This window comes from Zoogloea sp., assembly GCF_028693495.1.
In the GTDB taxonomy this organism is placed as follows: Bacteria; Pseudomonadota; Gammaproteobacteria; order Burkholderiales; family Rhodocyclaceae; genus Zoogloea.
On sequence record NZ_JAQUVG010000037.1, the window covers coordinates 19,094 to 29,870 of the forward strand.

Annotated in this window: 11 protein-coding genes; all 11 read right to left on the bottom strand. The window is 61.4% G+C overall.

Features of this window, described 5'->3' with window-relative positions; genetic code table 11:
- Positions 1–4: 4 nt before the first annotated feature.
- On the bottom strand, positions 5–1,270 hold the full coding sequence (locus PHD22_RS08050; RefSeq protein WP_299864838.1) for a glycerate kinase: 1,266 nt from the start codon (positions 1,268–1,270) through the stop codon (positions 5–7).
- An 87-nt stretch (positions 1,271–1,357) separates the two neighbouring features.
- The gene (locus tag PHD22_RS08055) at positions 1,358–1,915 is read right to left on the bottom strand and encodes a hypothetical protein (protein ID WP_299864841.1); all 558 of its coding nucleotides are present in this window, start codon (positions 1,913–1,915) and stop codon (positions 1,358–1,360) included.
- Positions 1,916–2,140: 225 nt separating this feature from the next.
- Positions 2,141–3,337, bottom strand: coding sequence for an RtcB family protein (locus PHD22_RS08060; protein WP_299864870.1), 1,197 nt, complete (start codon positions 3,335–3,337; stop codon positions 2,141–2,143).
- Between the two features lie 179 nt (positions 3,338–3,516).
- The gene (locus tag PHD22_RS08065) at positions 3,517–3,954 is read right to left on the bottom strand and encodes a hypothetical protein (protein WP_299864844.1); all 438 of its coding nucleotides are present in this window, start codon (positions 3,952–3,954) and stop codon (positions 3,517–3,519) included.
- On the bottom strand, positions 3,935–4,387 hold the full coding sequence (locus PHD22_RS08070; RefSeq protein ID WP_299864847.1) for an ADP-ribosylglycohydrolase family protein: 453 nt from the start codon (positions 4,385–4,387) through the stop codon (positions 3,935–3,937). The genes PHD22_RS08065 and PHD22_RS08070 overlap by 20 nt, the downstream gene beginning before the upstream one ends.
- A gap of 1,319 nt (positions 4,388–5,706) precedes the next feature.
- Positions 5,707–7,458, bottom strand: coding sequence for an arsenical pump-driving ATPase (arsA, locus tag PHD22_RS08075; protein WP_299864850.1), 1,752 nt, complete (start codon positions 7,456–7,458; stop codon positions 5,707–5,709).
- 14 nt (positions 7,459–7,472) lie between these two features.
- The gene (gene arsD, locus PHD22_RS08080; RefSeq protein WP_299864853.1) at positions 7,473–7,838 is read right to left on the bottom strand and encodes an arsenite efflux transporter metallochaperone ArsD; all 366 of its coding nucleotides are present in this window, start codon (positions 7,836–7,838) and stop codon (positions 7,473–7,475) included.
- Between the two features lie 23 nt (positions 7,839–7,861).
- Positions 7,862–8,938 carry an ACR3 family arsenite efflux transporter gene (arsB, locus tag PHD22_RS08085; RefSeq protein ID WP_299864856.1) on the bottom strand — a complete coding sequence of 359 codons (1,077 nt, stop codon included), beginning with the start codon at positions 8,936–8,938 and terminating at the stop codon, positions 7,862–7,864.
- 9 nt (positions 8,939–8,947) lie between these two features.
- Positions 8,948–9,361 (bottom strand): arsenate reductase ArsC, encoded by a 414-nt coding sequence (locus PHD22_RS08090; RefSeq protein WP_299864859.1) that lies wholly within the window; start codon positions 9,359–9,361, stop codon positions 8,948–8,950.
- 44 nt (positions 9,362–9,405) lie between these two features.
- Complete coding sequence (locus PHD22_RS08095) at positions 9,406–9,906, bottom strand: arsenate reductase ArsC (RefSeq protein WP_299864862.1); 501 nt, start codon at positions 9,904–9,906, stop codon at positions 9,406–9,408.
- Positions 9,903–10,271 (bottom strand): metalloregulator ArsR/SmtB family transcription factor, encoded by a 369-nt coding sequence (locus PHD22_RS08100; RefSeq protein WP_299864864.1) that lies wholly within the window; start codon positions 10,269–10,271, stop codon positions 9,903–9,905. Before PHD22_RS08100 ends, PHD22_RS08095 begins: the two co-directional genes overlap by 4 nt.
- Between the last annotated feature and the right edge of the window lie 506 nt (positions 10,272–10,777).

Here is a 10,777-nt window from a genome sequence, read left to right on the forward strand (position 1 = left end):
GGTGTCACCCCTCACCCACCAGAACCGCCCTGAAATCATTCACGTTGGTCAGGGTCGGGCCGGTGACCAGGGAATCGCCAAGGGCTTCAAAAAAGCCGTGAGCATCGTTGTTGTCGAGGCTGTCGTGGGGCCGCAGGCCGTGGGCCCAGGCGCGGGACAGGGTATCCGGACCGATGAAGGCACCAGCGATTTCTTCCAGGCCATCCACGCCGTCGGTATCACCCGCCACACCGTAAATGCCAGGCACTCCGTCGAGGGCCAGCGCCAGGGACAACAGGTATTCCACGTTGCGGCCGCCCCGCCCGTTGCCACGCACGGTGACCGTGGTCTCGCCACCGGACAGCAGCACACAGGGCGGCTTCACCGGCTGACCGTGACGACGGACCTGCAGTGCGATGGCCGCCATCACCTTGCCCACATCGCGGGCCTCACCTTCGAGGCTGTTCCCCAAGATGACCGGTGTGATCCCCGCCGCACGGGCGAGCCCGGCGGCAGCCTCAAGAGCCATCTGCGGGGTGGCGACCAGATGGGTGCTCACCCCTGCCAGGCGCGGATCACCGAGCTTGAGGGTTTCTCCGGCACCACTCTCCAGCAGGGCCCGGGCACCACCCGGCAGTTCGATGCCGTAACGGCGGACGACCGCCAGCGCATCCGCACAGGTGGTGAAATCCGCCACCGTAGGGCCGGAAGCGATGTCCATGGGATTGTCACCAGGCACGTCGGAAATCAGCAGGTTAACCACCCGGGCCGGGTGGCAGGCTGCCGCCAGCCGTCCGCCCTTGATGGCCGAAAGGTGGCGCCGCACGCAGTTCATCTCGGCGATTGTTGCCCCGGACTGGAGCAGGTCGCGGTTGATGGCCTGCTTGTGCTCCAGGCTCACCCCCGCGCCCGGCAAGGGCAACAGCGCAGAACCACCGCCGGAAATCAGGCAGATCACCAGATCATCGGCACCGAGGCCCGCAACGCGGGCCAGCATCCGCTGGGCAGCAGCACAGCCGGCCGCATCAGGCAGCGGATGCGCCGCTTCGACGATTTCGATCCGCTCGCAGGGCACGGCATGACCGTAGCGGGTCACCACCAGGCCGGAGAGCGCACCCGGCCAGTGCTGCTCCAGCGCCCGCGCCATGGCTGCCGAGGCCTTGCCAGCCCCGATCACCAGGGTCCGTCCCCGGGGCGGATCCGGCAGGAAGCGCGGCAGGCACAGCCCGGGCTGGGCGGCATCGACGGCCGCGGCGAACATCGCCCGGAGAAGCTCCCGGGGGGAAGTCATCGATACATCCTTTGTCAAAGACCCTGATCTGGCTGCACAGGACACAGTTGGACGGCCTGGCCCCCGTCACCGGGAGGGGCACAGAGGTCAGGGCCCTGGCCGTAAGGACTCGCCGACCCCCTGCAAGGGGCCCAGGGGGTTGCGGCGCAGCTCGGTCTCCTCAATACGGGGGCGCCCACTCCACTGCTTGAAAACCACCTTCTCCCCCACCACCACGATCAGGGCACCGAACTTCCAGCCAGTGGTCCGGGTATCACGCTTGAAATTGAGAAAGTCCAGCATGAAGTTCCCCACCCGCTCCCGGTTGATACGGCTGGGCTCCATGAAATAACCGGTACAGCCATCCTGGGCCTTCATGCAGTCCAGCAAGCCCGGAGGAATGGCCGCCCGCTCCTGCAGGGGAGAAGGCAGCACCATCCTGACCACCTGGGAATGGTTGAGGATCTGCACGTTGGGGGTGCTCGCTGGATCGAAGCCGAGTTCCCGCACGGTTTCCATGGTGGTCTCGTAGGGCAGGATGCGATCAAACGCGGCCTTCGCGTCGTCGAATGCCTTCCAGCGATTGCTCACATCCTGGTTGGCCGTGGGCAGCATGCCGGCGCAGCCCGTGATCAGTACGGCAAGACACAACAAGAGCGGCTTCACGATAACTCCCCTTTCACCCACGCTGAACTGAACGTCACTGGTGATCGCGCCAACAAGAACTGTAAGGCTAGCCCAGGAAAAGGGCTGTTTGAGCGACCTGTCAAAACACCCCCCCCAGCCTTCATTTTGAAGCTCGTTAACAAATAAAAACAGTCACCTGAGTTCTGGCCATGGCTGGTACATCTCTGGATTGCCTGCCAATGCGGGGAGCCACCTGCTCCGGCGCTAGCCCTTCACGCACACCACCTGCTTCAGAGTGTGCAGGATCTCGGTCAGGTCGCGCTGGTTGGCCATCACTTCATCGATGTCCTTGTAGGCGCCCGGAATCTCATCGACCACGCCCTTGTCCTTGCGGCAGATCACCCCTTCGGTCTGGCGCGCGAGATCGGCTTCGGTGAACTGTTTCGTGGCGGCGGTGCGGCTCATGCGCCGGCCGGCACCGTGGGCGCTGGAGCAAAAACTCTCAGGGTTGCCCTTGCCGCGCACGATGTAGCTGCGTGCGCCCATGCTGCCGGGGACGATGCCCAGGTCGCCCTCGCGCGCCCGAATGGCACCTTTGCGGGTAACCCACACGTTTGCGCCGTAATGGTGTTCCTGGGCGACGTAGTTGTGATGGCAGTTCACCACCTCGGTGGTCACCGTAAACGGCGGCAGGTGTTGAGCCAATGCGTTGAGTACCAGATCGAGCATGGCTTGCCGGTTGGCCATCGCATATTCCTGCGCCCAATGCACCGCCTCGACGTAGTCGGCGAAGTGTTCGCTCCCTTCCGGGAAGTAAGCCAGGTCACGATCCGGCAACTGGATCATCCAGCGCTCCATGTCCTTTCGCGCCAGCTGGATGAAGTAATCCGCGATGGCGTTGCCGATACCCCGGCTGCCCGAATGCAGCATCACCCAGACCTGCTCATGCTCGTCCAGGCAGACCTCGATGAAGTGGTTTCCGCCGCCGAGCGTGCCCATCTGATTCGCCCACTTCGAGAACTTGCCAAAAGCCTTGAGCAGTTGCGGATGGCGCCCGGTCAGGGCCTGGAGGCCGGGCTCGAAGGGACGCACCGCCTCGGCCAGCACGCGGTCGTCGGCATGCTGGGCACGGCCGACCGGAACATCCCGCGTGATCTGGTCAAACACCTTCTTCAGGCGCTTCTCGTCGATGTCATTGGCGGTGAGCGAAAGGCGCGCGGCGACCATGCCGCAGCCGATGTCGACACCCACCGCTGCCGGGATGATGGCCCGGTGGGTGGCGATGACCGAGCCAATGGTCGCGCCGATGCCCAGGTGCACGTCGGGCATGGCGGCCACATGGTGGTGGATAAAGGGCATGGAGGCGATGTTGGCGAGTTGTTCCTTTGAGCGCTCATCGACATCGTCGGTCCAGATCTTCACCGGCACGCGCCCGGTACTGATGGCTTGTTTGATCGGCATCACTTTCCCTTCTTCTGGATCACCCGCACCGGGCATGTTTCGATTGATGCTCACGCCCGCACGACGCTGAGACCGTTTTCAGTCGAGCTCCCTTTTCAGCAAGCACGCGGAAAGGTAAGTCCGAACCCTCGCAACGGCGGTTGTCACGTTCTCGTCCTGCGGCAGATCCTTCCACACCGTCAGGAAGTGCTCACCGGGCTCGCCTTCCCGGACCTGCACATAGCCCGCCAGGCTACGTGCAGGTGACCGAAAGGCAGGTTCGGCGCCGCACCGAGGGGATCGAAGACCGTTTCGCGTACCTCGACCTCTTCCACAGCCAGTCGCTCCAGCAGGTGCGTCCTCTCGACGACGAAGACAGGGTCTTGGAGGTGTTCGGTCTCGTTTTTTCTCGCGACCAGCTCTTTCACTCTGGAGCACCCCATGAACGGCCAACAGATCACGATAAAGCTCAGTGCAAGCGCAGGCGCGAGGATGGAGTTGAGGAACCGATCCCCGATCGTCCGATATGCGCCATCCGCCTCATCAGACAAGGCACCGATCGGGTTCTGCGTGCGTTGCTCAAGTGTCCCACGCACGAGATAGAGCACGCCGAGCACATTAAGCGGGTTGATGCACATCGACCAAGTTTGGCCCTGTTATAGCAAACGCTCTGGGATCTGGGCGGTCATCGTTCCCCTCCTGAGGGGCCTCGGCACACTGCACGGCCTGAGCCTTGCCCATGCGTTGAAAAACGCCCGCTTCAGCCAACCCACCTGCGATGGCTCCCACGGTGTCGCTATCGCCACCGATCGAGATGGCATTCCGGATCGCGCCCTCAAAGTCCGTGGCAGTCAGCGCACAGACGAGCGCCTGCGGGACCGTTTCCTGACAGGTCTCGTTAAACACGTACGCCACTCGGATCTCGTCCGGGGAGCGTTCAAGGTTGTACCCGTAGCGTTCGGTAATGGCTTCTCGAATAGCGTCAGCGGGCATGTCCATGCGCGCGAGAAAAATGGCAAGCGCCGTGGCCTCGGCCCCCTTGAGTCCTTCCGGGTGGTCGTGTGTTGTCATCTGTATAAAACACGTTCGGATGGAAGAACGGACTGAAGCCCTTGAAGCGGTGGTTGTGAAACTCGTACACCGAACCGACGATGTCTCCGATGATGGCGCCTAGCATGTCTCCTCCGTTGGGCATTGGGCGATTGGATAGCTGCAGACACAGGCATGCGGGAGGGCGGAATCCGGGTTTTGGGTGGTCATGATTTTTCCTCGCGCAACCCACGATCGCCTGAAGCACGATCGCCTGAAGCACGTTGGCCAGCCGGGTCAGCCTTCAACCGTGAGGCCACATGCGACAGCCCAGTCCGTAGCCAACTCCACTAACTTCGGTACCGAATCGGCCTGCGAGACGGTCGCCCAGTTCTTGGTTGCGGGCGAGGTACGGGCCCGACAGGTCTGCCTGACGTGCCACCAGAAGTGCATGAGTGGCTTCCATCAGCTCGATGATTCGCGGGCTTTCCGTGTCCCGACGCCACTCAATCAAGCTGCGTACCCAATTGGCTCGATAGCGAAGCCGGACATCTGGCGATAATTTGGTATTGCGGATGCAGAGCAGGACTGTGGGATTGGGGGATGCGCCGTGTTCGATGCACTGGGAGAGTGCTACAAGGCGTTCGACCATCAGTCGCGCACGGTCTGCTTCCCTTGGGGATTTCGGATTAAGTGCTGAAAAGGCTGTCACGACCGCCGTCCCCCATTGGCCATGAACTGCGCAAGCCGCTCTTCGGCCTGACGGCAGGTGAACGCGTCCTTGAATACCGCGATGGCATCGGGCAGCGGAGGGATGCCTTCTTGCAGCGGCGGCAGGACATAGCGGGAAATGTAAAGCGTCCAGTCTTCAGCCTTAACCCCGTCAAGACTACCCCCCGGGCGGCATCTTGCATATCAGCAAAGCCGCGATACCAGCCGAGGATCTCGGCGACATGCTCTAGCTCCAGATAAGTCGGCGGCATCCACCGGGCCGCGCAGGATGTTGGCGGATTCCCACAGGTGGGATTCGAGTTGGGCGAGATCGAGTGCCATGCCAACAGCGTACCGAGAACCCGCAAGTCCTTGCGCTCAACAGATGCCGCAAGCTCCAGAGGGCGAACAGGGAGGGCACGAGAGAGTACGATGCGTTCCGCACATACCCGTTCCGAGCAGCACTCTCAAGGCCATTGCCGACTTTCTCGCCCGGCGAATGGAATGGCAGTGATGAGACGGTCAGCTGCCGCCCACCCTACTTCAGTACTCAACGACAGCTTCCCGGTCTGTAGCCAGCAGGAGCCAACCCAATGGCTGCAACAATGCACAGAGCAGTCGAAATTTACCCTGCGCATTCACCCTTCGAGTTACATGCCGACAAAGTGCGCCAGGCCACTCTCGCCAACGGGTGCTTCTACTAGCCACGGTATCAGCGCCGATTGCTTGGACAGGTTGTCAGCAACTCGACGAATGAAAGGCACTTCATAGGCACCACGCTGGCAAAGAACGGGATGCTTTGTTCCGCTGGCCAAGAGCGACTGGTTGATGATCCAAGCATGCGGTTCAATACCTGCTCGAGCCAAGTCGGCGCTAAGGCGTTCAGCCTCATGAACAGGCGTGGCTTCCGGCAGTGTCACGATGAGCACACGGGTATAGCTGGGGTCGCGCAGCCGAGGGAGCAATTGGAGTACGGCTTCGGGCATGTCGCCCTGGGTCCGCATGACTTCCCGGTGGTACGCCTCTGCCGCATCGAGCAAGAGAATGGTATGCCCCGTCGGCGCTGTATCCAGTACCACGAAACCATCCTTGCCTTCATCGACGGTGCGGGCGAAGGCTCGGAATACGGCGATTTCTTCGGTGCAGGGTGAGCGCAAGTCCTCTTCAAGCAGGGCACGCCCACCTGCATCGAGATGCTGCCCGGCCTTGGCCAACACCTCCTCGGTGTATTGCTTAACTTCCTGAGCGGGGTCGATGCGTGTCACCGCCAGTCCGGGTACGACGCCATCAATGGCTGCTGCCGTGTGGGCTGCCGGATCGGTTGTGGACAGCACCACCTTGTGGCCTTTTTTGGCCAAAGCAACCGCGATAGCGGCCGCCACCGTCGTCTTGCCTACGCCGCCTTTGCCCATGGTCATGACGACCCCATGCCCCGTTGCTGCGATGTCCTCTACGAGACCGCGAAGCTTAGGCGGTAGAGCGGTTTCCGGCATAACGGTACGGGTTGGAGCGATGACCGTCTCGGGGTGTGCCATCTCGCGCAGGGCATCCAGACCCACCGTGCCACGGGGCAGGAAGGGGATGCGCGTTTGCGGTAAGTTGGCGAGTTCTGGTGGCATGGTTTCAATAGCTGCTGAGGCGCGAGCCACCATTGCAGCAGCAACGGCATCGCCAACCGTATCGCCAGAGAACAAGCCGTTGATGACCAGAGTCTGGTTGCAAATGCCCAGGTCAGTCAGTTCAAGGCGGGTTCGGTTGGCCTCACGCAAGGAGGCCGTATCTGCACGGGCGACCAGAATGACGGTCGTCTCGTCGGCGCTGGACAAGCGTGCCACCGTTGCGGCGTATAAGGCCTTCTGCTTCTCCAGGCCAGCCAGCGGGCCAAGACATGAAGCACCGCCAGTCGAAGACGAGATGAACTCGTCCCAAGCCGAGGGCAGAGTCAGCAGGCGTAGCGTGTGGCCGGTGGGTGCCGTGTCGAAGATGACGTGGTCGAATTCTGCGGTCGCCACTGGATCGCCGAGCAGCTTGGAGAACTCGTCGAAGGCCGCAATCTCGACGGTACAGGCTCCCGAAAATTGCTCCTCCATGCTCTGGATTGCGGCGGCCGGCAGGATGCCGCGGTACGGTCCCACCATCCGTTCCCGGTAGGCATGGGCTGCGGCCTCCGGGTCGATGTTCAAAGCGAACAGCCCCGGTGCACCGGGAATGGCGGTCGGCGACTGACTCAGCCCCACACCCAGCACCTCGTCCAGGTTGGAGGCCGGGTCGGTGCTGACAATGAGTACCTTCTTGCCGGCTTCGGTCAGTGCCAGGCCTGTGGCACAGGAGAGCGATGTTTTACCGACGCCGCCCTTGCCCGTGAAGAACAAGTAGCGGGTCTGGATATTGGGCAGCGACATGATTTGGCTCCTTTTTAGCAGGTTCCCGGCTTGCAGCCACAGCTACCAGCCTTGATGTGCGGCTTCTCGGCGGTCGTCAGCGTGATGCCCAGCTTCTGGGCCAATTGGGCACGCGACGGATACATGCCGGTGGAGACGATGTGGCCATCAACGGCGAGGATCGGCAGGCGGTCCATGCCGGCTTCCATTTCCTTGACCACCGCCGGATTGGCGGCAAAGGCCTGCGGCTCCTGGCCGAGGTTGTGGCGTGCCACGGTGATGCCGTGCTGTTCGACCCATTTCAGGTCGGCCGCGAACTGAGCCAGCACCGGGTCTACATCGACGCCACAGACGCCCGTGGAACAGCACATGGCGGGGTCGAACACTTCGAGTTTTTTCATGATGGTCTCCTTGCGCGCGGTTCTTACGTGTTTTGGGCTTCGTACCAGCCCTTGGATGCATTGACGACTTTCACAACCAGCAGCATAACCGGCACCTCGATGAGGACACCTACGACGGTAGCCAGCGCAGCGCCAGATTCAAACCCGAAGAGGCTGATGGCGGCCGCCACGGCCAGTTCGAAGAAGTTCGAGGCGCCGATCAGCGCGGACGGGCAGGCTATGCTGTGCCTTTCGCCAACAAGCTTGTTCAGCCAATAAGCCAGGGCCGAGTTGAAGAGGACCTGGATAAGGATGGGAATAGCCAACAGCGCGATGACCAGTGGCTGTTTGATGATAGCTTCGCCCTGGAAGGCGAACAACAGCACCAGGGTCGCCAGCAGCGCCGAGATGGACCACAGGCCAATCTTCGCCATCGCCGTGTCGAAGGCGGCCTGTCCCTTGGCCAGCAATGCCTTGCGCCAGAGCTGAGCCAGGATGACCGGAATCACGATATAGAGGACGACCGAGGCCAACAGCGTGTCCCAAGGCACCGTGATGGACGAGATACCGAGCAGGAAAGCCACCAAGGGCGCGAAGGCAAAGACCATGATCGTGTCGTTGATCGCCACCTGCGACAAGGTGAACAGCGGATGCCCGTTGGTCAGCCGGCTCCAAACGAAGACCATCGCCGTGCAGGGCGCAGCTGCCAGCAGGATGAGGCCAGCGATGTAGCTGTCCAGCTGCTCAGCCGGCAGCATCGGTGCGAACAGGTTGCGGATGAACAGCCAGCCCAGGAAGGCCATCGAAAAAGGCTTCACCAGCCAGTTCACGAACAGCGTCACGCCGATGCCGCGAACGTGCTGCCTCATTTCGGCCAGGGCGCCGAAATCGACCTTCACCAGCATCGGAATGATCATGACCCAGATGAGGAGACCGACCGGCAGATTGACTTGGGCCACTTCCATGCGGCCGATGGCCTGGAAGAGGCCGGGTGACGCCTGCCCAGCGGCAATGCCGGTGACGATGCAGAGGAAGACCCAGACGGTCAGGTAGCGCTCGAAGACGCTCATTGGTGCGCCGGCCGCGATCTTTGCGGTGACTTCACATTGAATAGCAGACATTGCTGTTCCTTACAGGCCGAACGCTTCGCGGACTGCCGGCACGAGACGGGCACGGATGTCATCACGCACAGCCAGAAAACTCTCGAGCGGCTCACCGTGAGGGTCATGGAAGCCAACGTGGATGCGCCTTACCGGACGCGGGAAGATGGGGCAGGTTTCCTTGGCGTTGTCGCAGACGCTGACCACCAGGTCGATGTCCTCGTCCATGACATCGTCGACGGTCTTTGGGAACAAGCCTTCGGTCGGCAATCCGGCGAGCTTCAGAGCCTCGATGGCGCCGTCGGCCACCTTGGGCTGGGGGCTGGTGCCAGCCGAGATGCCGCGGACCAGGCCGGCCAGGTCGTGATTGAGGATGGCTTCGCCCATCTGGGAGCGGCAGGAGTTGCCCGTGCAGAGGACGAGGACGGTCTTGGGGGTACTCATCGTGTGTTCCGTTGTCTTTCGTTGGGGGTGTGCGCGGGCGCTTGTCAGCCCGCAGTACGGCCGATGTCGTCCAGGTGTTGCTGGAGCGACAGACCATTGAGCTTCTGAATGGGCAGATTGAGAAACAAAGAGAGACGACGGCTCAGCAGTCGGTAGGCTGTGGAAACGGCTTCACGTTTCACCGCATCGCTCCCTTCCACGGCAGCCGGGTCCTCGATACCCCAGTGAGCGGTCATCGGCTGGCCTGGCCAGACGGGGCAGACTTCACCGGCGGCGTTGTCGCAGACGGTAAACACGAAGTCGAGCGCTGGGGAATCGGGCGTCGCAAACTCATCCCAGCTCTTGCTGCGCAGGCCATCGACCGGCATGCCTTGCTGGTTCAGCAGTTCCAGCACCAGGGGATTCACCTCGCCGCTGGGATGGCTGCCTGCACTGTAGGCACGGAAACGTCCTTTACCCAAGTGGTTCAGTAGGGTTTCCGCGAGGATGCTGCGGGCGGAGTTGCCAGTACAGAGAAAGAGGACATTGAAGATGCGATCGCTCATGGCGCGTTCCCTTCGGGGTTGGAAGTGTTGGTGCGACGTTTGGCGGTAGTGTCGCAACTGGCCGTCTTGGGCAGGCAGGCCTTGCCCTGGCAACAGTTGCTGGTCAGGAAAGCAATGAGTTCGTCCATCGTTCCGTACTCCGCCGAGTAGCGGATGAAGCGGCTTTCTCGTTCGCCCTTGATGAGGCCGACACGGCTCAGGTGCGAGAGGTGAAAGGATAGGGTCGCCCCTGGGAGGCTCAGCTTCTCCGCGATGGCACTGACGTTCATGCCTTCGGGGCCGGCTTCAACCAGCAGACGAAAGATGGCGAGGCGAGATTCATGCCCCAGCGCAGCAAGGAATTCGGCGGCGTTCAAGGTTTTCATATTTCCAATAATATAGAAATATAGATTTCCAGTAAGTTAAGAAATTGTGACAACCAGGAAGGCTGTCGCGGGTCAGCGTCACTTCTGAGGGATACGGTGGGCCGCTGGGCAATAGCGTCAGTCGGTCGGCCTGTGCGGCATAGGAAAGTGCCAGAGTTGGCTGACTTGAGTGGCCGCGATGATGACAGACCGGAAGCCATTGGCCATCGGTTAGCTGCGTACATATTTACCCAGCTAGCAGAATACCTTCACGAGCGAATTTACAATGGCATAATTGTCGTAAATTGGCTCTCGACCGCTGACCCGTCCCTGCACAGGGTGTATTTCAGAAATTTTTTGGAGCCAAGGACTAAACCGACAAAACGCCTCGAGAAATGAACCACCCCATCTACCATCCGGGTCCTGAGCAACCTACGCCTGAGCAGCGTTTGCTTCTAATGGATGACAAGAGTTGGGAGGCATTTATTGAGCAATGTGCCCGGCAGCTCAAGACAGAGGGGCTATAC

What these genes read in the sequence shown, in the direction of transcription:
- PHD22_RS08050 (WP_299864838.1), bottom strand. Translation starts at nt 1,270, where the DNA reads ATGACTTCCCCCCGGGAGCTTCTCCGGGCGATGTTCGCCGCGGCCGTC.
- PHD22_RS08060 (WP_299864870.1), bottom strand. Translation starts at nt 3,337, where the DNA reads ATGCCGATCAAACAAGCCATCAGTACCGGGCGCGTGCCGGTGAAGATC.
- PHD22_RS08065 (WP_299864844.1), bottom strand. Translation starts at nt 3,954, where the DNA reads ATGTGCATCAACCCGCTTAATGTGCTCGGCGTGCTCTATCTCGTGCGT.
- PHD22_RS08070 (WP_299864847.1), bottom strand. Translation starts at nt 4,387, where the DNA reads ATGACAACACACGACCACCCGGAAGGACTCAAGGGGGCCGAGGCCACG.
- arsA (WP_299864850.1), bottom strand. Translation starts at nt 7,458, where the DNA reads ATGTCGCTGCCCAATATCCAGACCCGCTACTTGTTCTTCACGGGCAAG.
- arsD (WP_299864853.1), bottom strand. Translation starts at nt 7,838, where the DNA reads ATGAAAAAACTCGAAGTGTTCGACCCCGCCATGTGCTGTTCCACGGGC.
- arsB (WP_299864856.1), bottom strand. Translation starts at nt 8,938, where the DNA reads ATGTCTGCTATTCAATGTGAAGTCACCGCAAAGATCGCGGCCGGCGCA.
- PHD22_RS08090 (WP_299864859.1), bottom strand. Translation starts at nt 9,361, where the DNA reads ATGAGTACCCCCAAGACCGTCCTCGTCCTCTGCACGGGCAACTCCTGC.
- PHD22_RS08095 (WP_299864862.1), bottom strand. Translation starts at nt 9,906, where the DNA reads ATGAGCGATCGCATCTTCAATGTCCTCTTTCTCTGTACTGGCAACTCC.
- PHD22_RS08100 (WP_299864864.1), bottom strand. Translation starts at nt 10,271, where the DNA reads ATGAAAACCTTGAACGCCGCCGAATTCCTTGCTGCGCTGGGGCATGAA.